A 22,578-nucleotide genomic window follows, 5' to 3' on the forward strand; every position below is an offset into this window, starting at 1 on the left:
TCCCCCTAAAGGGGTGAAGGCATTATGCGAGCAAATTTGATTCTTGCCATTATAACAATTATTTTTTCCATTTTCTTTTTGATCGTTGCCCTTCAACTGCCTGAGACAAGCTCAACCACAACAGTTGGTCCAGCTGGATGGCCAATCATCATTTTAGTGTTCATGCTCTCGATGGGTATTCTGTTACTAATTAATACCATTCTGAAACTCAAAAAAAATAATGGTACGGATGAAGATGAGCAGAGAAATGAATATACAGTTGAAGGTGCTCAAGACGCTGTTGAATCACCAGTACAATTATCAACAGACAATCCACATATAAAGTACAGGCATTTTTATATTTTAATCTCCATTGCAGTCTATATCCTGCTACTGCCAGTTATAGGCTTCATCATTATGACTCCTATCCTTTTCTTTTTCCTAGGATGGCTATTAGGAATCGGAAGTATCATCAAAGTAGCAGTCATTACTATCGCTAGTAATCTATTGATATTTACTGTTTTTATTTATTTATTAAATATTCCATTTCCTCGGGGAGTTGGAATTTTCCGTTCATTAAGCTTTTTTATCTATTAATATGTGACCGAAAGAGAGGTGACGTGAAAAATGTTAGAAGGATTGTTATTAGGAATCGAAAATATTTTGCAGCCGATGCATCTAATCATATTAATTTTGGCGATGATGATCGGTTTTCTAGGCGGTGCATTACCAGGTATAAGCGGAACAATGCTTGTCATTATTTTGTTGCCGATATCTTATGGCCTAGGAGCGATACCAGCTTTTATTCTTCTTACAACGATCTATGCTTCCTCTGTGTTCTCAGGACTTATTAGTGCTATTATGTTTCGTACACCTGGTACTCCTGAAGCTGTGGCGACTGTATTAGATGGCTATCCAATGGCACAGAAGAAGCCTGGTCAAGCATTAGGAATCGGAATATTTAGTTCTGCAGCTGGTGGAATAATTGGTACATTATTTCTCATTTTCCTTACACCATTACTCGCATCGATTGCGATTCAGTTTTCTTCACCAGAATATTTCGCTTTAGCTGTGTTAGGTTTAACTGTCGTTGTATCTCTGAGCGGAGGAAAATTAATCCAAGGATTTATCGGCGTTGCACTAGGGTTATTTATTGCCTCGATCGGTATGGACCCGCTTACCGGTGCAGAAAGATTCACATTCGGTTCTGTTAACTTGTTAAGTGGTATTGATTTTATTCCTATATTGATCGGACTCTTTGCCATTTCCGAAGTAATGAGAAAAAGTAAAGAAGACCATACAATTAAAAAGGAAATGAAGAAATTTAAGACAAAGGTTTTCGACGGACAAATGATCCGGAAAATTAAAAATACAATTTTCCGTTCTTCGTTACTCGGTATTTCAGTCGGTATTTTACCAGGGGTTGGTGCAACGACAGCAGCCATGTTAAGTTACAGTGAAGCTACACGTTGGTCGAAAAAACCGAAAGAGTTTGGTACTGGAATTCCTGAAGGGATTGCAGCTCCAGAATCAGCTAACAACTCTGCTGCAATGGGAGCAATGGTTCCTTTATTATCGTTAGGTATTCCAGGCAGTGCAACAACAGCTGTTATTCTAGGTGCATTTGTCCTTCATGGTCTGCAACCAGGACCTATGCTTATTTCTAACGAGCCAGGATTAGTATATACAATTTTTGTTGCACTTTTATTAGTTAATATTTTGATCATTGTATTTGCCAAACCATTTATTAAAGTATTTTCTAGCATTATGAAAGTCCCGTATACCGTGTTAGGACCCGCGATTATAATCTTCTGTATCATTGGCACATATGCTGTGCGAAACTCCGTATTTGATATATGGATTATGTTATTATTCGGTGTGATTGGTTACTATTTAGACAAAATGAAATTCCCACTTGCTGCTGTTATTCTCGGTGTCGTATTAGGTCCGATTGCAGAAGAAGAATTCAGACGAGGATTACAAATGGCAAATGGTGACTTGACAATCTTTTTAACACGCCCTATAAGTGCAACACTGTTAGGACTAGCACTTATTGCACTTCTCGTTCCAATTTATAAACGTTATGTGAAAAAGAAACAAACTGTAAACACGAATTAAAACTTCTCAATTATAAGTAAACCTTTACTTATTGATGAAAGCATTGCCTCTTTCATCAATAAGTTTTTTCTTTACAAAATGATTGATCGCTATTTTCATATAAGCAGAGGTGATTATTATTCAATTTTTATCAATATTACTACCTATTTTTTCGATATTTCTTATCGGTTATATCGTTGGCAAGGTTGCGAAAATTGACATTCATTCGTTATCGTTTTTAGCAATTAATGTCCTATATCCATTTTTAGCCTTTCATACTTTCTATGAAAATGAAATAACGACAGATTATATAAACATCTTTATCGTACTTGGAATTGTGACAGGGTTTGTATACGTCCTCATTATCGTATTAGCGAACATGCTCAAATACAGCCAAAAGAGAAAACATGCAATGCTTTTAGCTGGAGTCTTTATGAATGGTGGTAATTACGGTGTTCCTGTTGCTTTATTTGCACTTGGTGAAGAGGGGTTTATGTACGCTTTAATGATCATGGTTGTGATGTCCATTTTGATGAATTCATTAGGTTTGTATATTGCTGCAAGTGGTGCAAATGAATATACACCAAAGAAAGAGTCACTTATGAAAGTGTTAAAAATGCCTATTTTAATTAGTGTGATCATCGGAATTATCTTTCAAGCATTTTCAATAAAAATCCCCTATCAAATAGAAGAAACGATCGTTTTTTTAGCAGATGCAGCAATCCCGATTATTATGATTACGTTAGGTATCCAGCTTTCTACGATCATATTTAAAAGGATTCCAATTAAACCAGTGGGTGCGATCGTTTTTATTCGATTGGTCCTCTCCCCTATCATTACGTTAGGGCTTGTTCATGCCATTGGTATTAACGGGACCGTATTAGGGACAGTTCTTGTCATTATTGCAGCAATGCCAACTGCTGCCAATACAACGATGTTCTCCGTTCAATATGGGGTTGAACCTGATTTTGTCTCTTCTACGACATTTATTAGTACAGTCTTGAGCTTAATTACTCTACCCATTTGGTTTTATTTTCTTTAACCTCCCTTCCCATTAATACGAGGCCACTGAAAATGTAATGATGTCCTTTCATGAAGGTTATGAATACGAGGGGAATGATATAAAATCTTTTCTTTTTAAAAAAGGAAAGGTAGCTCGTGTATCGAAATAAAATTGTAATACGATTTTTTCACGAAAGACGGGCTATCGATATTTGGCGTGCTGCTCCTTCGCTTTCGAACATCACAGAAAGTGCATGTAAAACCCGTCATACCATTTTTGCAGGAGGTTGAATCATGGCTATAAATACAAACGTAAAAGTTCAAGGAGAACGGTGGTTTCCTTCAGAACAAACCTTTTCTGATGAAATGAAAAATTTATGGGGCGACTGGTATTGTGACTCAGAAGTCGGTAAACTGCATGCTGTTCTCATGCACCGACCCGGTGAAGAGATTGAGGGGATTACCGAAGATAATTTTCAAGATTATCGATTCAGAGCTCCAATCAACCCAGTCCGTGCTAGACAACAGCAAGATCTGTTAGCTGATGTTTACAGGGAACACGGTGTTCACGTTCATTACGTAGAAAACCAGCGTACAGATAGACCGAATGCGATGTTTATGAGAGACCTTTTATTTATGACGCCTGAAGGAGCAATTGTGTGTCGACCTGCCATTCCCGCTCGCCGTGGGGAAGAAAAGGCAGTCGCCAGTACGTTAGCTTCACTAGGAGTTCCCATCATCAAAACGATTAACGGAGACGGCTACTTTGAAGGAGCAAGTGCGATGTGGGTTAACCGTGATACCGTCATTATCGGGACTGGCAGCCGTACGAACGAATCCGGAGCAAATCAAGTCGAAGCAGAGCTTCGTAATATCGGGGTAAAAAACATTATTCGAACACAAATTCCATACGGATCCATCCACTTAGATGGCTATATGAATATGGTAGATAAAAATAAGCTGCTCATCTTCCCATGGCATGTAACGTATGATTGTGCTAAACAGCTAATCGATTTAGGAATTGAATTAATTGAGCTAACAAATATCGAAGAATTGAAGCAAGGAATGAGTATGAACTTCGTTGCGCTAGAACCGGGGAAAGTGGTTGCTCCTGCAGGCTGTCCTCATACAAAAGCAATACTTGAAGACCATCATATCGAAGTAGTTGAAGTAGAAATGGATGAAATTATGAATGGTTGGGGAGCAGTTCATTGTATGACTGCCTTTTTAAAACGGGAAACGGTACCAGGGTGGTAAACGATTTTAGAACAAAAGCGCAAGCGCCTTGTCTCTTCCTCTTCTAGTAGAGCTTTGTAGAGTATCCGTCGAGACAGCTCATAGCCTATTCGACGAGGCTTTGTTGGGTGCACACGAGCGACACTCTTTACCTGCGACGAGTAATCGCAGGAGCAACGAGCGACTCTCCGCTGAATTCTCTCCGAGCTGCTTCGACGCATTCTCTTCTTCGATTACACTTGCAGAGGAAGAAGCACGTAGTCTACGTCGAGTAATCGCAGCAGCACTGTTTATCTGCGACGAGTAACCGCAGGAGCAGCGAGCGACTCTCTGCTGAATTCTCTCCGAGCTGCTTCGACGCATTCTCCTCTCCCATAACACTTCCCGCGGACGAAGCACGTAGCCTGCGACGAGTAATCGCAGGAGCAACGAGCGACTCTCCGCTGAATTCTCTCCGAGCTGCTTCGACGCATTCTCTTCTTCGATTACACTTGCAGAGGAAGAAGCACGTAGTCTACGACGAGTAATCGCAGGAGCACTGTTTTTCTGCGACGAGTAACCGCAGGAGCAACGAGCGACTCTCCGCTGAATTCTCTCCGAGCTGCTTCGACGCATTCTCTTCTTCGATTACACTTGCAGAGGAAGAAGCACGTAGTCTGCGACGAGTAATCGCAGGAGCACTGTTTTTCTGCGACGAGTAACCGCAGGAGCACTGTTTTTCTGCGACGAGTAATCGCAGGAGCAAGCACTGCCTCTTCCTCTTCTAGCATCGCTCTGTGGTTATATCCGTCGAGGCAAATCGAAGCTTATTCGTGATGTAAATGCTCTTTGGGGCTACTGGAAAGAAGAAGTCCGATCTTAGACTTCAATTGACAGGGCGAAGTGACCTCGAGCGAAGAAATAGCTGTCTCTTCCTCTACTAGCAACGCTCCGAAGCATATCCGTCGAGACAACTCGCTAGATCTGATCTTCGGCTAAAACCCCCGCGTCCTGCGGGAACGCCGAAGTCACCACATCCGTGTGGAAGCTCGTGATGTAAACGCTCGTCGCTGAGCTAGACATAACAACTATTTCGAGAACTTATCCACAAGATCTAAATCTATAGTTCCTAAACGACGAGAAAACCGCTGATTGCTAGATTGATCAGCGGTTTTTTCATCATAATACCGAATGCAATCGTACCTTATTCTAACCGGTTTCGGATATGATCATAGATATCCTGGATATTCCGTCGTTCACCAAATGCTTCCGTCACACCGTAAATCGTCTCATCTCCTCTTGCACCATTAATACTATTATCTAAGTCATGAATAATTCTGTGAGCATAACGCATTGCTCTCATATCATTCGCTTCATCCCAATGGGCAAGATCATATAAAGTAACTAGGTTGCGAATATCGTGTAATGCCCTTGATTCTGCGAGCATTTCGTTCTCAAGCTCGTACGTCAACTCTCTGAACAATTCAATATTAAAGCTCGAATCTCCACTTCTATGACTCTCCCAGTTGATCGCCTCCAATGCTCCCCATCCGGTTAAATCATTAAATTTATCATGCAAGACCATAATAATTTCATTTGCTTTTTCTTCTTGACCGCTTTGATAATTAATTGCTTCTTCATGATCACTAAATGAGAGAATCACTTCCCGATCCGGCCCCATTGAAAGTGTTTCGATTTCTGGATCTTCCTTGTTATCTACTTCTTCCTCTTGCAATTGTTCATCTGTCTCATTACCATTTTCGTCAACTTCTATTTCTTCGCCCATGCTACCTGTCTCTCCAATACTATCGCCGCTCATCGATAGAAACCACCCTACACCGATCATAACGACGATGAGACAGCTATATATAATCACCTTCAAACGATATCACTCCCCAAAATCTAATTAAATCTTGCTGTATTATCGTTCTAGTTTTTTACTTGCTTTATACAAATCTCATTCTTTTTATTCCACAAAAACAGCTAAAATACCTTTTCTTAACGGTATGGATCTTTCGATAATTCTCCCTATAAATTTCGAAACTCGCACGATTTCCTGCTTGTCTAGATGGTTAAGTGCACTTCGGAGGTCGACACGATCCACCATCATTGAAAAAAAGGGTGATTTTTTATTCTTTATGTAGAATTATCTGTTGATTTTTTATAGTAAACAGGATAAAATCGTTATAATCGAGTTCTTAATAACGAACAAATGGAGGTGTAGGAGATTGGGTGCATTAGTTCTAAGTTGCCATTTAGAGGAACGACTTGATCTGTTAATTGAGAAAGAAAAAGCATTACTTCACGAAATATCAGAATTAAAAAAAGAGGAAGAAGAGATCCAAACTTTATTTAGTGAAAGAATCTTAGAATTAGAATACAAGAATATCATTCTTAAGAGGAACTTAGCTATGTTTGATAATTAAATTCACTAGGTTTAGTCAACTATTCTTCCTCAACCATTTTCTTCAGTTTGATTAACGCTTGTTTTCTCCAATATTTTACGGTTGTCATCTGGACACCGTATTTTTCTGAGATTTCCTTCGGTTTGAGTCCATAGAGGAGTGCTTCTCGTGCCCAGATTCGTTCCCGCTCCGTCAATCTCGAGCGTTCAAGCCAGTCTTTAAACGCGATTTGGCGCTCATCGATACCTGGAACTGAATCCGTCACATTCACTATCTCTGCTTGTTCAGTTGGCAAATGTCGATCTTGCCATTTCTTTCTTCTTGTAATCTCACTTTTCATTCGCCCATACACATAACTCTTAGCGTAAGCTGCGAAAACACCTTGTTTCGGATCGAATTTTGACCACGCTTCGAATAATGCGATCCGACCTATTTGTTCAAATTCCTCACGATCACGATTTAAATTCCACTTTCGAATGATTGAGTTGACAAGTGGCATGTACGCCTTGCAAATGTTCTCAAATTCAATTTCTTTTAAATGATCCAAGGGGATCTCTCCAACTTGGAAGCGCGCTTCCGCTTATTCCGCGGTAATCCAACTGTAGCGCACGTAAAAAGGAGAGACGAATCGCTTTGATTCAAACTTCAGCAACGTAAACGTAAGCAAAATTGAAGTTTCGTCTAGGTGAAAATTTAATTTTTATCAGTTACACGGGTAGAAATGTTTATGTTTCGATAAAGAAAGCTATATGCATAAACCACTAAGCCTTTCAGCAGCTTAGTGGTTTTTCGACATTATTCGGGAAGTGACTGGCACTTAGCAATTAACTTTTCAACGGTGAGTCCGTGGTAGTCAAGGAGGTCATGGTCTTTTCCACATTGACTATACTCATGCTCAACACCTATTCGTGTCAGTCGAACTGGAAAGGTGGATGAGGTAACTTCATTGACGAGGCTGCCAAAGCCATTTGTGACGAAATGCTCCTCAACCGTTATAAAGTGTTCATGCGTTTTTGCAAGATCCATAATCATCTCCTTATCAAGCGGCTTTACTGTTGGAAAATGAACATGTGTGATCTCAATATTTTGCTTCTTTAACTGTTGAACAGCTTGATACACCCTTGAGCTCATCGCCCCTGTAGATAAACAAGCAATCTTTTTCCCTCTATTCAGCAGTAGGCTTTTTCCAATCGTAAACTCTCTGTCAGTTCCAGAGATCAGATTCAATGTTTCATCCCTTGACAACCTCAAATACACGGGGCCATTATATGACTGCATAGCTACCATCGCTTTACGAGCTTCCCTAGCATCCCCTGGAGACAAAACTACCATATTCGGGAGGGTTGCCATTAAGGCGATATCTTCTAACGAGTGATGGGTTTTACCGGTATTACTTGTCAGCAAACCACTATAAGCTCCTACAAGCTTTACATTCATTGACGGCTGGTCTACACTGACGACAATTTGGTCATACGCTCTCCGGGTAATAAATGCCCCAAAACTACAAACCCAAGGGATCAATCCACAAGTAGACAGACCTGCTGCAACACCAACCATATTTTGCTCTGCAATTCCCATTTGTAAAAAATGATCAGGATTCGCTTTTTCAACATGTGCTAAGCGCGTTGAATTACCTAAGTCACCATCTAAAACAACAGTCTGCTTATCCTTTAATGTCATTTCAGTTAACGTATCGCCAAATACATTTCGCATACTTTTTGGTTCAACTGTCACCTTGTTTCCCTCCTTCCTAGCTCATCCATCGCTCGTTCAAACTCTTCATCAGTCGGAACTTTCGAATGCCAATTAAAATCCCCTTCCATAAAGCTGACCCCCTTGCCCTTTACTGTATTAGCAATGATCGCTATCGGTCGTTCGACTTGATTATTTTTTGCAGAATCAAGCGATGAGACGATTTCCTTCATGCTATGTCCATCTATACTGATTGCCTTCCATCCAAAAGCTTTCCATTTTTCAACATGGTTGTATTCTGGTCTTTCCCTCGATAATGCACTTTCTTCTCTCCAGCCATATTGCTGAAGTCCGTTATTATCTACGATCACAATCAAGTTATTTAGGCGATATCTGCTTGCAACGTGTGCTGCTTCCCACACTTGACCTTCTTGGGATTCTCCATCACCGATCATAACAAACGTTCGGAAATCAGCTTTTTTTAACTTTGCAGCTAATGCCATTCCAACACCGGCAGAAATGCCTTGTCCTAACGATCCTGTCGACATATCAATACCTGGAAGCTTCGTCATATCCGGGTGAGCTTGCAGTCGGGAATGGAGCTGATCAAAAGTAAATAATTCTTCATATGAAAAATATCCTTTAAGGGCTAGTGTTACATAAAGAGCAATTCCGGAGTGACCTTTGGATAATATAAAGCGATCACGTTCCTCCCAATTAGGCTCACTTGGACGGACATCCATCACATGAAAATAAAGGGCAGCTAATAAATCAGCTGCCGATAGTGGTCCTCCAACATGTCCTTGTTGCTTCGTATAAACGACTTCGATTACACCTTCACGTATATGATCTGCTTGTTGCTTGAGCTGTTCTACCATCAGGGTTCCTCCTCTATTAGCTAAACAAATTTGCTAACAAACCGATTAAAATACCAATGATGCCAAAGTCAGAATCGCCAAAAGTCGTATTTTCAAAACCTAAATTTCCGAGTACCGGTAATAAAAATGCTGGTATAAAGCTAATAAGCACTCCATTCGTAAAGCCGCCTACCGCTGCCCCGATTCTCCCGCCAGCTGCATTACCGAATACACCTGCACCAGCTCCTGTAAAGAAGTGTGGGACAAGTCCTGGGATAATAAGAGCTAAACTAAATATTCCTAAGAAAAACATGCTTATAAGTCCACCAACGAAGCTGCAGAGGAAGCCAATTAGAACGGCTGTCGGTGCATAAGGATAAATAACAGGAACATCCAAGGCCGGTTTTGCCCCTGGAACAAGCTTTTCAGCAATACCACGGAATGCCGGGACGATTTCTGCTAAAATCATCCGTACACCAACCATGATAATGCTAAACCCTGCAGCAAATGTTATCCCTTGCATGATTCCAAACATGATGAAATTTTGTTCTCCAGCATACGTTGAAACGACATCTGGTCCGGCAACCAACACTAGAATGACGAACATCACGATCATTGTTAACGCTGTAGCCAATAACGAATCTCTTAAAAAGGACCACCGTTCCGGAATTTTAATATCTTCCGTTGATTTTTTGTCATCACCGACAGCTTTACCTACTAAACCAGCTGAGACGTAACCGATTGTTCCAAAGTGCCCCATTGCAATATCGTTTCCACCTGTAATTTTACGCATAAACGGTTGAGCGAGAGCTGGCATCAATACCATGACAAAGCCGAGAATAAGAGAACCGACGATGACTAAAGGTGCTCCTGTCATCCCTGCCGTTCCAAGGACAGCAGATAAAAGTGCTGCCATGAAAAATGTATGATGGCCTGTAAGGAAAATATATTTTAATGGTGTAAACCTAGCAAATAAGATATTTGCAACAAAGCCAAATCCCATAATTAATGCCGTTTCTGCTCCTAACGTTTGTTGGGCTAAGGCAACAATAGCTTCGTTATTTGGGATAACGCCTTGAACTTCAAACCTATCAAATATAATGCCTCCTAGTGAATCGAGTGAGCCTATAATAACGGTCGCTCCAGCTCCTAAAATGACAAATCCAATTATACTTTTAGAAGTACCTGAAAATACTTTTGCAAACTTGGCACGCTGCAGAATTAACCCGATCATGACGATTAGACCGACTAACACTTCTGGTAAACTAAGAATTTCATTCATCAAAAACTCGAACAATTCCATTTTTGATCACTCCCTTAGTTTTATTTTTGAGCGTTTAAGTACTCATCAATTGCTTTTTCCACTTCCCCTTCACTCGCCACATTTATAATCGCCTTCACAACAGCAGTGCCGCCCGACAATTGAGAAGCAAACTCATTATTCGTTAAAATTAGATCTGCTTTCATACCTGATGCTGTCCCAATATCTGCGGCTTCAACCTCTGCTTGAATCCCTTTCTTTTCGATGACCCGATCCGCAGTCATTTTTAACATAAGACTTGAACCAAACCCCATCCCACATACAGCTAATATTTTCATTGAATCTCCTCCTCAAAAGTAATAGGGTGCGAACAATTGTAGTAACTCATTTTTACCATCAGCACTTGCAACGGTTGTCATCAGATCTTTATTTTCAATCCATGAAGATATCGTTTTTAATAGACTTAGATGAGTTTCTGAGGTTGTTGCAGCTAAACAAATAAATATTTGTGCATGGTATTCTTGCTTTTTTTTAAATTGAACTGGTGTCTCAAAAACTGTCAGTGACACCCCCGCCTCTTTAACACCGGATTCCGGACGTGAATGCGGAAGTGCAACATTCGGTGCAATTAAAATATATGGTCCTAACTCCATTACATTTTCAATCATAGAATCTATATAGTTGTTCATAATTCGATTTTGTTCAAGAAGTGGCTGAGTACTTTTTCTTATCGCATCTTGCCAATGATAGGTATCGCCCACCCATTGTATAAATTGTTCGTTGAAAATTCGGTTGTTCATCCATTTTCACCTCTCGACAACAAAAACTAAGAAATAGACCATTGTTTAATCGTCTGAACATATTCGTTATTCATTAAAATTTTGTGAAGATATTGTAGTTGCGGGATATGTGAGCTTTTATCTGGAGTAGACATGATTAATACTGCATTTGAATGGAGTTTATTTTTTCTAATATAGGCATGTTTAAGTTTAATAAGACTGAATCCCGGTTTATGAACATGAGTCGAATCAGTATGCAAAAATAATATTCCGGGTACAACTTCGTATACATATTTTTCTTCAAAAATTGTTTTCTTAAGATCGAGCTTGAATTTACTCGTCACATATCCCTCTTTCTCTAAATTTTCAACACCCATATCGATGACTTCATCCAATACGACGTGCTCCTTTTCATAAAAACCAATTCTGCTAGAAGGAATAATCGGATGAAGCGCTTCTTGCAAATGCTGAATTGGAGATTGTTCAGATTTTTGTTCAGATTTTTGTTCAAAATTTGTTAAATAATTTTCTATCTTGCGTATTTCCTCTTTTGTCAGCACTGGTTTGACTCTGACAGTCGGGTAAGGACTATCCGGTAACGAAATCGATGAAATAATAAAATCAGGTTCATCCCAACCTTCTACTTCGTATAAATCTGTTACTGCAATCGTTCTTACGACTTCGATTTGTGGGAGATGTTTTTTTAACGTAACCGTTAATAAACGACTAGTTGCAATGCCACGGGTGCATACAACCCACGCCTGAAATCTCTTATTATGGTAAGAAGCCGTTTCATAAATCGCAGCCATCTGGATGATCAGCGACATCACTTGGTCGATATTGAAATTTGTAGATTTTTCATGATGCCCCATCAATGCTTGCCACACGTGATAGACAAGAAATGGATACTGTTCTTGTATTTGAGTTTTCAATGGATGGGAGAAGATAATGTCGTTTTCTATAATGAATGACAGCTTACACCACTCTTCATAAAGTTCACTTAAATGATTTTCATCGATAATGTTCAGTCCTAGCCGGTTATTTATCTCCGTAATAAAAGCTAAAAAGGGCTGGTCGTTAAAACGATTTTTTTCGTTATTATTAAAGCTTTTTTCAATAGCCTGTAAATAGAAATAGGCAAAACATTTCTCTTCATTACTAAATGGAACTGAAAAGTAGCGAGAAACCTTATTCGTTACGTCATCAAACCAAGATTTCATCTTTATGTTGACACCTTCACATTTGCCAAGGAAATGCCTGGAGCGATGTCTTTCAATTGTTAATGCAAAAGCTTTAAATATTGTATGGATAAAAGCTTCTCTTTCTGGCTGCAAATCATTACGTAATAAGACCTTTAAGGAATCGAGATCTTTGAGTGATAAATGAGACCAATTTAAATGTACGATAGGGTTAACTGTATACCATGACTCCTCTAATTCAAACATGATTGAGAGAAGTGCAAGCCGTTTCCTCCTTTCACTCCCGATAATTCTAAAGCCTTTTTTTCCTCTTTCTAATTGTAAAGAGAATCCATGAATCCACTTTTCAACATCTGACATTTGTTGGAGGATCGTTGCTTTCGATACATCTAGCTCCAAAGCTAATTGTCTTAAAGGCTGCCATTCTTCTTTCATGATCAATTCGTGTGTAATTAATAGCTGTCGTTCGATTACTGATATTGACCTGCTAAGGAGGTTGAGGGAATCATAGACATGCTTAACCTTTGATGGTGAAGGTGCTTCTTTCAGTTGCCACACCCCGTGTCCTGAAACATGCTCCAATAAGATGTCATAATCTTTTAACCAAGATCGAATTTGTTCCATATCATATCTAAGGGTACGTTCACTAACTTGGAACATTGGCTGGATTTCCTTTAAGCGGAAATTGTCGCGCCCATCCAATAGAAGCTGTAATATTTGCCTTCTCCGTGCATTCACCCTATTCACCTCCTCCTTAGTACAAAGTATAGCTTCAATTACAAATATAATGAATGCGCTTACATAACAAATCCATTCAAACTTAGTTGCAATAAAATAAGTGCCAGTCACTTCCCGAAATTTGTCGAAAGAATGCCTACGAAAAAGCAGCCTTTACGTTCACAAGCAACAGGCTGCCAGGAATTCTTTCATTTAAACAGACAATAATTATTTTTCTTACAATTTTCTAGAAGGTTAACTTATTCACCATCGTTACAATCATAAGACAACTTTTTGAAGTCATAATTTATAAAAAGGACAGGAGGGAAAATACATTGAAACTTATTGATTGGCAAATGCTCTCGTTCGTTAGTGTGACTATCCTTCACGATTACTGGATTTATAGTAAGCTCCCGAGAATTTACTTTTGGGATCATCGGGGAAATCGCAAACCGCCAGATGAGAAAATAAATCGTTCGATCGCATAGCGACCTGCTGCCAAGGGTTGGAATGAGTCTACCCGCGGCACTATTTGGATCAAAGTTGGACATGCAACAAAAATGTTTGATGCTTATCTTTGACTGCGAATGGTTGATTGGCCAACATTCTTGATAACATCATCTGATCCTAAACACCATTCTTGATATTGCCCTCTCTTTTCATCTTCTGTACCTGGAAAAATATTAAGGATGTATTGATTATTGAAGAAAACAGGAGGAACTGCATAGGGGAACAAATAATAATCAAAGCTGCTCCAGCGATAACCTCCAGGGTAGTTAACGATCCCCGCTCTCACTGGGTTGTTATGAATATACTTGCTTACTTCCAAAATGCCGAGTTCATCGTTGACTGGACTTGAAAAAAATCGACTTTCAAACACACAACCTGAATAACAATATTTGTTGTTGAAATAATCAGCAAATCGCTTATTAAAATAGGACATGATCTTTGTAATCGAATGTTCGAAGGACCTCAACAAGAAGTGGTAATGGTTTGTCATAAAACAGTACGAAACCATTTCAAACGGAGCTTTTTTGTAAACATCACTGAGAATATAAAAGGCTTCGATGTGGTCATTCTCATCAACAAATAACGGAACTCTTTGCACACCACGACTAACGATATGAACAAACTGACCAGGAACCCATATTCTTTTCTTTCTTGCCACATGTATCAACCACCTTTTCTAAATAATTACCGATTCAAATAAAATTGGAAAAAATGAGAAAATTATTAAGGAAATGATGAAGAAGGGGCTTTGAGGTGTTCATGAGGGATATACATATGTTTAATTATACCATAATTCCCCCATGTACATGCACGATCGTTCGACATTTTTCGGGAAGTGCCAGGCACCTTGAGCTTTTGCGATTAGGAATATTTACACATTATATCTTCATTGGTCTTTTGCATATGTATGAACGAGGTTAGTAAGGAAAATTTACTAACTCGCTGACGTGTGGAAAATGGAGGTGAATTTTCAGCTTTAAAATTTTAAAGCTTGACTATCCTAAGGAATAGACAGGGGAGGTTTTATTTTGAGGAAACAGTTAATGGTGGTGTTGGCGGTACTTCTTACGTTCTCTCTCTTTCATCCGACGCTGAATAGCCCATCAGCTGAATCGAGCGATCATGACGAAGAATTATGGAAAGTTGTCAAACCATTGAGTACGACGACAAGCTTTTTAAACACTGGTGCACACCCTGATGATGAACGAAGTCACGTCGTTGCAAAAATGTCATTGAAAGATGGCGTTCGGTCTGGCCTCGTATCGGCTAACCGAGGTGAAGGCGGACAAAATGTCATTGGCCAAGAACTCGGAAACGGTCTCGGTATTATCAGGTCAGAAGAACTAATTGAAGCATCGAAAGTACTAAATACCGATCTATTTATTTTAAGTGAAGATATCGATGACGACATTTACGACTTCGGTTTTTCAAAATCAATTGAAGAAACACTCGAAGAATGGGGCGAAGAAGTCGTATACGAACGATTCATCCGGGTCATCCGTCAATATAGACCCGAAATTGTCTTTACATCCTTTCGTAATGTAGAAAGTCAGCATGGTCATCACCGGGCAATGACGGTCTTGACAGAGAGAGCCTTTGAAGATGCAGCAGATCCATCTGTTTTCCCTGAACACCTTGAAGAAGGAATCGAGCCTTGGCAAATCAAGAAATACTACCAGCCAGCGGCATCTCAAGAAGAAGCACACATATCCCTTGAAGTCGGCAATGAAATTGATCCTGTATACGGAATGACTTATGCGCAGCTTGGCGAGGAGTCGCGTTACCTTCATAAAAGCCAAGGAATGGGTAATGACTTGCCAGTTGAAGAAAACTACTTTCACTTTGAGCTCGTCAAATCAGTCAATGCAATTCCAGATGCTGAGGAATCGATTTATGATGGCATTGATCGAAACTTTGCAGACACAGCACGACGTCTCAACAAATCTGATAATCAAATTCGCGGTGCTTTAAAAAGCGTCCAACGAGCACTCGATCAAGTAATTGATAAGTACCCTTCTCGTGAACAAGTTCTTGTTTCAGCTCATGAAGCAATTGATGAAGTTGAGCGAACGAAAGACCGAATCGAATCGAAAAACATAGATCCAGAATTAAAAGACGACCTCTTATTTAAACTTGCTATGAAAAATGAACAATTATATGAAGTATCAAAAGTTGCTTCTTCACTTGAAGTGGAAGTCGAAGTTGACAACAATCAGCTCGTACGCGGTGCTGACACGACGGTAGCCGTCCAAGCGACAAATGACGGTTCAACAACTTTGACAGATGTTAACCTTCAATTAAACATTCCCGATGACTGGGCATTGACGAGCGAAGAAAACAACCAAATCGAGCTCAAACCTGGAGAATCGATAACAGCAACATTTGACGTTGAAGTCGGTTATGATGCTGAATTTTTCCACCCCTATCACCCAGCGCAATTGACCGCTAGTGTGGGTTATCAAGTTGAAGACACAGAAGCTGCATTTGTGATCGAGCCGACAGAAACCGTTGCCGTCCTCCCTGACGTATCCATTGAAGTAACACCTGATCAAGTATCAATTAATGACCTAGACATCCCGGAAGAAATCGAACTCGAAGTCCATTTAACTAACTATGTAAACGGTCCATCCACCGCCCTCCCATCACTGCAAGTTCCAGAATCTTGGGAGGTTGACGCTTCTGAAAATGAAGTAAACTTTACTGAACAAGGTGAAACAAAAACTGTAACATTCACCATTTCTCCGGATGACGATGCTCTTGAAACGTTTACTGTCGAAGGGTCGGTTGACGTCAATGGTCATACATTTGAACAGACTGTGCAAAAAATTGACTATGATCATATCAACACATCCTATTACCTATTTGACGCTGAATCATCTGGAAAAAGCTTTCCACTTCAGTTTTCAGAACAATTGAAGGTTGGTTATATTGAAAGCGGTTTTGATCAAATTCCAGACTATCTTCAAAACATGGAGATCAATGTTGAGAAGGTTGAAGATGAACAGTTTACTGACGGTGATCTTTCAGAGTACGATACGATTGTCCTTGGTATTCGTGCATATCGAGGTAGGGAAAATCTCGTTGAGCATAATGACCGACTTCTGGATTATGTTGAGCAAGGCGGACACCTCGTTGTTCAGTATCATAACCCGAATGACTTTTGGGATAAGGACGGATCAGCGCCTTACATGTTAGAAATTGGCTGGCCGTCGATAGAATGGCGAGTGACCGATCGCAATGCGGAAGTGACTGTCGAGCAGCCAGATCACGCGCTATTTAACTATCCAAATGAAATTGGTGAATCAGATTGGGACGACTGGGTACAAGAGCGCGGCCTCTACTTCCCAATGAATTGGGATGATCGCTATGAAACGTTCGTCAGCATGGCTGACCCAGGCGAAGACCCTTTTACTGGCGGTATTTTAATGACTGAGTATGGTGAAGGAACCTATATGTTTACAAACTTAGTCTGGTATCGGCAAATCCAAGGTCAAGTACCAGGCGGTTACCGAATCTTTACGAATATAATCAGCTACCCACTGTATGAAGAATAAATGTACCGTGTCCGGGAGAAGCGTTGTTTATCAGCGCTTCTCTTTTTTGTTCGACATCATTCGGGAAGTGCCTGGCACTACGCGGGATTCGACAAAACTCGGGAAGTGCCTGGCACTTGTAAAAAAGTCGGTATATTTGCTTTGTGGCGTTAATATACCGTTAGTAAGGAAGGTTTACAAACTAACGTCCGACCAATTTTCAACCGAGGGGCATCGTTTATGAAACGACCGAAAACGAGTACACCGAATTACTTGAAATACTTAAACAAGAAAAAAGTGCTTCATTATTTGAAACAGCACGCCAACATTTCAAGAAGTGAAATTGCATCAGCCTTGTCGATCAGCAAACCGACGGTCTCCTCGCTTGTAGACGAATTAATCGAAGAGCAATGGGTAGTCGAAAAAGAGAGCGACGTATCGACATCGTTAGGCGGGCGAAAACCAATTCACTTATCGTTTAACCGAGATGCCCGTTATATCGTAGGTGTCGATATTGGCGGAACAACTGTCGAAATCGGCATTGTTAACATTAACGGAGATGTGCTCGCAACTGACAGCTTTGAAACACAAGCAGCTTTAAAAGACAGCCTTGTCCGAACCATTTGCACCGTTTTCAAAAAGTTAATGAAAAGACTCCACATAGATGAAAAAAAATTTCTCGCCATCGGAGTCGGCGCACCAGGGATGACAGATGCTGACAACGGCATTGTCATTGACGCCCCCAGCCTCAGCTGGATCAATTTTCCTCTCAAACAAAAATTAGAGGATGCGCTCAACATCCCCGTATACGTCGATAACGACGTCAACGTTGGCGTACTCGGCGAACAATGGAAAGGCAAAGCAAAAAACAGCAAACACGTCATTTTAATTACGTTAGGAACTGGTGTTGGCTGCGGCATTATTATGAATGGCATGCTCTACCGCGGCTCAGCTTTTGCTGCTGGTGAAATTGGCTATATGGTCACAGACAAAGAAAGAGCTAAAGAAGACTATGACGACATTTATCTCGGCTATGGCTTTCTTGACAGCCATGTCGGGGGGCCAGCGATCGCTAAACGAATGAAAAAGAAACTTACAGATATCCAACATCATTCACTTAAAAACAGCGTTTTTACCGCTAAACAAGTATTCGAATACGCCAAAGCAAATGACCCAGCTGCAATAGAAGTCATCCAAGAAGCACTTGAACATCTAGCCTTCGCCCTCTTAAATGTCATTTGTATTTTTAATCCACAATACGTCATTTTAGCAGGTGGAATCTCAAAATCAGGGCACTGGTTTCTCCCGAAAATACAAGAAATCTTGGCAAACCACCTCCCTGTTCAAACTGAAATATTCATAACCGAAACAGAGCACGTAACAATCATTGGGGCTGCAGCATTATGTTTACGCGAACACGAATCGATACTTCAAGTGGAAGGAGGAAGATAAATGACTGGACCTAGATCCAAAACATACATCGATATCCAGCTCGAACCGACTTATATGTTTACAAACGACCATTTCTACACGCATATGATGGAAATTAATTTAGCGCATGTTTTAATGCTAAAAAAACAGTCAATCCTCTCCAGCCAAGATGCTGCAACAATTCTTGAAGCAACATATCGCCTAATGGAGAACGACTACGAAAAACCGTATGACGAAAACGTTGAAGATTTATTTTTCATGATCGAAGATGACCTGACGAAAGAAATTGGCGCTGAACTCGTTGGCAACATGCATATTGCCTTTAGTCGAAATGATATGGATACGACGATGTTCCGCATGCTTTGGCGGAAAAAAATCGTCCAATGGCTCGACCTCATCAGTCAGCTTCGTACGACGATTTTGCACCTCGTCGATCAACATAAATATACGGTCATGCCCGCCCATACTCATGGTCAACAAGCCCAGCCGACAACGCTCGCCCATTATTTATTAGCTATTGAAAACAACTTGCACAGGGACATGGACCGAGGCATTTCATTATACAGCCGGATCAATGAATCACCGATGGGAGCAGCTGCACTAGCAACGACGGGCTTCCGTGTCGACCGTGATGACATTTGCGAGAGGTTAGGCTTTGATACCCCGATGAAAAATTCATATGACGCTGTTTCGACGTCCGATTTTCTTATAGAAGTCGCAAATGTATTAACAATCTCATTAACAACGCTTTCTCGTTTCGTACATGACCTTATTTTTATGGCTACAAATGAAGTGGATTCACTCCGATTACATGACATGCACGTACAAACGTCGAGTATTATGCCACAAAAAAGAAACCCTTCTGCTCTCGAACATTCGCGGGCTATCATTAGTAAAGCACTAGGGAAACTGCAAGGAGCTGTGATCGTAGCGCACAGTGTCCCATTTGGCGACATCGTTGACATTGGCGATGATATTCAACCTACGCTCGTTGACGGATATGAGCATACGTCACAATGTCTCGAGTTAGTTCAAGAAATACTCGAACACGCAACTTTCAATAAACAACTTATGTACGAGAGAGCCGAGCAAGGTTTTTCAACTGTCACAGAGCTTGCCGATCTGCTCGTTCGGAACTATAACATGTCGTTTCGGAAATCCCATTCACTCGTCAGCAAGTTTGTGAAAGAGTTGTTTCGTAATCAAAAAACACTTAAAGACGGTGGTGCCCAACAAATCAATGATCTGGCAAAAAAAGAGTACTGCCTCACACTAGAAGTAACTGAAAAAGATTATGTTAAAGCAGTAAATGTTATGGACTTTATTAATGTTCGAACTGTATATGGCGGTCCATCTCCTCAAGAGGTGGAGCGGCAGCGACAAGAAGCTGAACGTGATTTAACTGACAAAATCGAATGGATTCAAGTTACATTACATAAGCTCAGCGATTATTCAGCTCGCTTAAAACGAGACGTTGAGCTATGTGTCAACCAAAAGTAAACACACACAAGGGGGATGAACATGAAACGTAATTGGCTAGGAGTTGGATTTCTCGCACTCATCTTCGCACTCGCTGCTTGCGGAGGCGATGAAGATAGTGCGAGTGACGGACAATCAGATGGTGGTGACGAAACCGACAGTACTGGTGAGGCAAGTGAAGAATCTGATGAAGTGATTGAACTTGAATATTGGCAATATCATTTTGATACGAAAGTTGACTTAATGGATGAATTAATCGAGGAGTTTGAAAGTGAAAATCCCGGCATTACTGTCTCACAAACGACATTTCCTTATGATCAGTTTAATGAACGAGTCGCAGCACAAGTACCTGCCGGACGCGGTCCGGATGTAATCAACTTATTTTATGGCTGGGTTCCACGTTATGTTGATTCACAATATTTGCAACCGTTGCCGCAAGATGCTTTCCCGCACGATGAAATTGAAAGTGAATTCTTCCCGATGGTAGAAGCAACGAAAATTGATGATGAATATTGGACGATCCCTACTGCAGTCAGAACGATTGCTTTATTTTACAACAAAGATTTGTTTGAAGAAGCGGGTTTAGACCCAGAGCAGCCTCCAACAACGTGGGATGAACTCGTTGATTATTCAATTCAGCTGACAGAACGAGATGACAACGACCGACTCGTGCAATCTGGAATGGCATGGGAGCCAAGCCAGCAAGGACACCATTGGTTTAGAGACGCACTCGTTTACCAAGCTGGCGGTGAAGGATTAAGTGATGACCGCAAAGAGATTCAATGGGGCAACTCCTCTGAAGCATTTGAGGCGTTTGAGTATTATTTAGACTTCCCGCAAACACACGAGACGTCTGAACGTGATTTTTACACGGATGATGTAACCGCATTTATGACCGGGCATGCAGCTATGAACATTGATGGGTCTTTCCGGATCGGCACGTTGCAAGCTGATGCTCCGGACTTAAATTACGGAATTGCTCCCCTTCCTGCGAAGGAATTTGAAGCGACTCAATCTTCGTTCTGGACGAACGGAATAACGTCGAATGTCGAAGGGGAAAAATTAGATGCTGCTGTTAAATTCCTACAGTTTTTAACTTCTGATGAAGTAATGGAGCGCTGGCTGGAAGAAATCGGTGAATTGCCTGCTAAAGAATCTGTTGCGCTTCAAGATCAATATTTGGAGCATGAGTTATACGGTGCCTTCATTGAACAGCTACCAAATGCAAATGCTCACTTCTTCGTTGATGAAGCACGCGAACGCGACCTTGTCATTCAAGCAGTAGACCGCGTACTGTTGCAAGACGTTCCTCGAGAAGAAGCCTTTGAAGAACTCGTGGAAGAAACACAAAAGCTTTACGATGAGTATTGGGAAAACCGGTAATCTAGGAGGTGAAGGGCGATACACATGTGTCGTCCTTCCTTCAAATAGGAGGTCATTTTGATGGCTCAGCCAGCGCTTGAAACGAACAAAAGTCATGAGCGAAAACGTAAGTCGCGATTTACGTTAAAACAAAGTAAGTATTTGTTTGTCTATTTATGTTTGCTGCTTCCACTTATTTTTTATATAAGCATCCGTTTTGCTCCAACGCTATATACATTCAACATTGGCTTTCGTGAGTGGGATATTTTATCACCTGAAAAGCCTTTTGTCGGTTTGGATAATTATATTGCTCTCGTTAACGACCCTGTTTTTCGCAAGTCATTATTGAACACGTTGATCTTTATTGTTTTTGGTGTAACCGGACAAGTCATTATCGGGCTCGCGATCGCCCTGCTGCTGCAGCGGATCAATAAGTTTGTCGGTGTGTTCCGGGTCATCTACTTTATTCCTTATGTAACAAGTATTGTCGCGGTTAGCTGGGTATTTCGCTGGCTGTTCATGAATAATGGTTTTATCAATGACATCCTTGTCAGCATTGGAATTCCACCGCAATTATTTTTAAACTCACCTGACCAAGCGATCTATATTATTATCGGAACGATGATTTGGCAAGCACTCGGCTTTCAAATGGTCATCTTTTTAGCGGGATTGGAAAACATCCCCAAAACTTTCTATGAAGCTGCAGAAGTAGACGGTGCGAGCAGCTGGCAAAAACTAAGGTCTATTACAATCCCTTTATTAAATCCAACGATTGTTTTTTCCGTCGTCATTGGCAGCATTAACTTCATCCAAGTGTCATTTACACAAGTCGTCAACATGAGTGTCGACAGTGCAGGAGGTCCGTTAAATTCGACGTTAACGATCGTCGTTTACATTTATCAGCTCGCTTTCCGACAATACAGCATGGGCTTGGCGTCTGCTGCAACAGTCATTCTTTTCATGATCGTGCTTGCAATAACGATATTCCAAATGAAAGTATTATCACGAAAATTTGACTACTAGGGTGTGTTCAAAAATGGATGTTATTGTTGGGCAACAT

Annotated in this window: 22 protein-coding genes; 11 read left to right on the forward strand and 11 right to left on the reverse strand. The window is 40.7% G+C overall.

What is annotated here, in order from left to right:
* Window positions 1-24 precede the first annotated feature (24 nt).
* From CD001_RS25545 to CD001_RS25560, 4 genes are all read left to right on the forward strand, one after another.
* The gene (locus CD001_RS25545) at window positions 25-576 is read left to right on the forward strand and encodes a tripartite tricarboxylate transporter TctB family protein (RefSeq protein WP_096190378.1); all 552 of its coding nucleotides are present in this window, start codon (window positions 25-27) and stop codon (window positions 574-576) included.
* Between the two features lie 30 nt (window positions 577-606).
* Complete coding sequence (locus tag CD001_RS25550; protein WP_096190379.1) at window positions 607-2,097, forward strand: tripartite tricarboxylate transporter permease; 1,491 nt, start codon at window positions 607-609, stop codon at window positions 2,095-2,097.
* 109 nt (window positions 2,098-2,206) lie between these two features.
* Window positions 2,207-3,118, forward strand: a complete 912-nt coding sequence (locus CD001_RS25555; RefSeq protein ID WP_096190380.1) for an AEC family transporter — start codon at window positions 2,207-2,209, stop codon at window positions 3,116-3,118.
* A gap of 254 nt (window positions 3,119-3,372) precedes the next feature.
* A complete protein-coding gene (locus CD001_RS25560) occupies window positions 3,373-4,335 on the forward strand; it encodes a dimethylarginine dimethylaminohydrolase family protein (protein ID WP_096190381.1) in 963 nt (320 codons plus the stop codon).
* Between the two features lie 78 nt (window positions 4,336-4,413).
* Here the strand turns inward: CD001_RS25560 and CD001_RS26155 are convergent, their stop codons facing one another.
* The 3 genes from CD001_RS26155 to CD001_RS25565 all read right to left on the reverse strand — a co-directional run bounded on the left by CD001_RS26155 (window position 4,414) and on the right by CD001_RS25565 (window position 6,175).
* A complete protein-coding gene (locus tag CD001_RS26155; RefSeq protein ID WP_142303647.1) occupies window positions 4,414-4,743 on the reverse strand; it encodes a hypothetical protein in 330 nt (109 codons plus the stop codon).
* 85 nt (window positions 4,744-4,828) lie between these two features.
* The gene (locus CD001_RS26160) at window positions 4,829-5,059 is read right to left on the reverse strand and encodes a hypothetical protein (protein WP_142303648.1); all 231 of its coding nucleotides are present in this window, start codon (window positions 5,057-5,059) and stop codon (window positions 4,829-4,831) included.
* A gap of 438 nt (window positions 5,060-5,497) precedes the next feature.
* The gene (locus CD001_RS25565) at window positions 5,498-6,175 is read right to left on the reverse strand and encodes a hypothetical protein (protein ID WP_142303649.1); all 678 of its coding nucleotides are present in this window, start codon (window positions 6,173-6,175) and stop codon (window positions 5,498-5,500) included.
* A 346-nt stretch (window positions 6,176-6,521) separates the two neighbouring features.
* Between CD001_RS25565 and CD001_RS25570 the strand changes: the two genes are divergently transcribed.
* The gene (locus CD001_RS25570; protein WP_096190383.1) at window positions 6,522-6,719 is read left to right on the forward strand and encodes a hypothetical protein; all 198 of its coding nucleotides are present in this window, start codon (window positions 6,522-6,524) and stop codon (window positions 6,717-6,719) included.
* 19 nt (window positions 6,720-6,738) lie between these two features.
* Here CD001_RS25570 and CD001_RS25575 read toward each other — a convergent pair whose 3' ends face one another.
* The 7 genes from CD001_RS25575 to CD001_RS25605 all read right to left on the reverse strand — a co-directional run bounded on the left by CD001_RS25575 (window position 6,739) and on the right by CD001_RS25605 (window position 13,224).
* The gene (locus tag CD001_RS25575) at window positions 6,739-7,245 is read right to left on the reverse strand and encodes a sigma-70 family RNA polymerase sigma factor (protein WP_096190384.1); all 507 of its coding nucleotides are present in this window, start codon (window positions 7,243-7,245) and stop codon (window positions 6,739-6,741) included.
* Between the two features lie 248 nt (window positions 7,246-7,493).
* On the reverse strand, window positions 7,494-8,432 hold the full coding sequence (locus CD001_RS25580) for a transketolase family protein (protein ID WP_096190385.1): 939 nt from the start codon (window positions 8,430-8,432) through the stop codon (window positions 7,494-7,496).
* A complete protein-coding gene (locus tag CD001_RS25585) occupies window positions 8,429-9,268 on the reverse strand; it encodes a transketolase (RefSeq protein WP_096190386.1) in 840 nt (279 codons plus the stop codon). The genes CD001_RS25580 and CD001_RS25585 overlap by 4 nt, the downstream gene beginning before the upstream one ends.
* A gap of 16 nt (window positions 9,269-9,284) precedes the next feature.
* Window positions 9,285-10,544 carry a PTS ascorbate transporter subunit IIC gene (locus CD001_RS25590; protein WP_096190767.1) on the reverse strand — a complete coding sequence of 420 codons (1,260 nt, stop codon included), beginning with the start codon at window positions 10,542-10,544 and terminating at the stop codon, window positions 9,285-9,287.
* A 26-nt stretch (window positions 10,545-10,570) separates the two neighbouring features.
* Window positions 10,571-10,846 (reverse strand): PTS sugar transporter subunit IIB, encoded by a 276-nt coding sequence (locus tag CD001_RS25595; RefSeq protein WP_096190387.1) that lies wholly within the window; start codon window positions 10,844-10,846, stop codon window positions 10,571-10,573.
* A gap of 12 nt (window positions 10,847-10,858) precedes the next feature.
* On the reverse strand, window positions 10,859-11,308 hold the full coding sequence (locus CD001_RS25600; RefSeq protein WP_096190388.1) for a PTS sugar transporter subunit IIA: 450 nt from the start codon (window positions 11,306-11,308) through the stop codon (window positions 10,859-10,861).
* A 26-nt stretch (window positions 11,309-11,334) separates the two neighbouring features.
* Complete coding sequence (locus tag CD001_RS25605; protein WP_142303650.1) at window positions 11,335-13,224, reverse strand: BglG family transcription antiterminator; 1,890 nt, start codon at window positions 13,222-13,224, stop codon at window positions 11,335-11,337.
* A 314-nt stretch (window positions 13,225-13,538) separates the two neighbouring features.
* Between CD001_RS25605 and CD001_RS26650 the strand changes: the two genes are divergently transcribed.
* Complete coding sequence (locus tag CD001_RS26650) at window positions 13,539-13,691, forward strand: hypothetical protein (protein WP_179298903.1); 153 nt, start codon at window positions 13,539-13,541, stop codon at window positions 13,689-13,691.
* Window positions 13,692-13,774: 83 nt separating this feature from the next.
* Here the strand turns inward: CD001_RS26650 and CD001_RS25610 are convergent, their stop codons facing one another.
* A complete protein-coding gene (locus CD001_RS25610; protein ID WP_257009944.1) occupies window positions 13,775-14,371 on the reverse strand; it encodes a transposase in 597 nt (198 codons plus the stop codon).
* A gap of 370 nt (window positions 14,372-14,741) precedes the next feature.
* Between CD001_RS25610 and CD001_RS25615 the strand changes: the two genes are divergently transcribed.
* From CD001_RS25615 to CD001_RS25635, 5 genes are all read left to right on the forward strand, one after another.
* Window positions 14,742-17,267: an NEW3 domain-containing protein gene (locus tag CD001_RS25615; RefSeq protein WP_257009945.1), complete on the forward strand. Its 2,526-nt coding sequence runs from the start codon at window positions 14,742-14,744 to the stop codon at window positions 17,265-17,267.
* A 219-nt stretch (window positions 17,268-17,486) separates the two neighbouring features.
* Window positions 17,487-18,698, forward strand: coding sequence for an ROK family transcriptional regulator (locus tag CD001_RS25620; RefSeq protein ID WP_096190391.1), 1,212 nt, complete (start codon window positions 17,487-17,489; stop codon window positions 18,696-18,698).
* The gene (gene argH, locus CD001_RS25625; RefSeq protein ID WP_096190392.1) at window positions 18,699-20,177 is read left to right on the forward strand and encodes an argininosuccinate lyase; all 1,479 of its coding nucleotides are present in this window, start codon (window positions 18,699-18,701) and stop codon (window positions 20,175-20,177) included.
* A gap of 21 nt (window positions 20,178-20,198) precedes the next feature.
* The gene (locus CD001_RS25630; RefSeq protein ID WP_257009946.1) at window positions 20,199-21,539 is read left to right on the forward strand and encodes an extracellular solute-binding protein; all 1,341 of its coding nucleotides are present in this window, start codon (window positions 20,199-20,201) and stop codon (window positions 21,537-21,539) included.
* A gap of 60 nt (window positions 21,540-21,599) precedes the next feature.
* A complete protein-coding gene (locus CD001_RS25635) occupies window positions 21,600-22,541 on the forward strand; it encodes a carbohydrate ABC transporter permease (RefSeq protein ID WP_096190394.1) in 942 nt (313 codons plus the stop codon).
* Window positions 22,542-22,578: the final 37 nt, after the last annotated feature.

Source organism: Evansella halocellulosilytica (assembly GCF_002335745.1).
Taxonomy (GTDB): Bacteria; Bacillota; Bacilli; order Bacillales; family Salisediminibacteriaceae; genus Bacillus_CA; species Bacillus_CA halocellulosilytica.

Coding starts and splice junctions, on each gene's coding strand:
- CD001_RS25630 (WP_257009946.1), top strand. CDS start 20,199: ATGAAACGTAATTGGCTAGGAGTTGGATTTCTCGCACTCATCTTCGCA.
- CD001_RS25595 (WP_096190387.1), bottom strand. CDS start 10,846: ATGAAAATATTAGCTGTATGTGGGATGGGGTTTGGTTCAAGTCTTATG.
- CD001_RS25635 (WP_096190394.1), top strand. CDS start 21,600: ATGGCTCAGCCAGCGCTTGAAACGAACAAAAGTCATGAGCGAAAACGT.
- CD001_RS25585 (WP_096190386.1), bottom strand. CDS start 9,268: ATGGTAGAACAGCTCAAGCAACAAGCAGATCATATACGTGAAGGTGTA.
- argH (WP_096190392.1), top strand. CDS start 18,699: ATGACTGGACCTAGATCCAAAACATACATCGATATCCAGCTCGAACCG.
- CD001_RS25620 (WP_096190391.1), top strand. CDS start 17,487: ATGAAACGACCGAAAACGAGTACACCGAATTACTTGAAATACTTAAAC.
- CD001_RS25560 (WP_096190381.1), top strand. CDS start 3,373: ATGGCTATAAATACAAACGTAAAAGTTCAAGGAGAACGGTGGTTTCCT.
- CD001_RS25600 (WP_096190388.1), bottom strand. CDS start 11,308: ATGAACAACCGAATTTTCAACGAACAATTTATACAATGGGTGGGCGAT.
- CD001_RS25550 (WP_096190379.1), top strand. CDS start 607: ATGTTAGAAGGATTGTTATTAGGAATCGAAAATATTTTGCAGCCGATG.
- CD001_RS25545 (WP_096190378.1), top strand. CDS start 25: ATGCGAGCAAATTTGATTCTTGCCATTATAACAATTATTTTTTCCATT.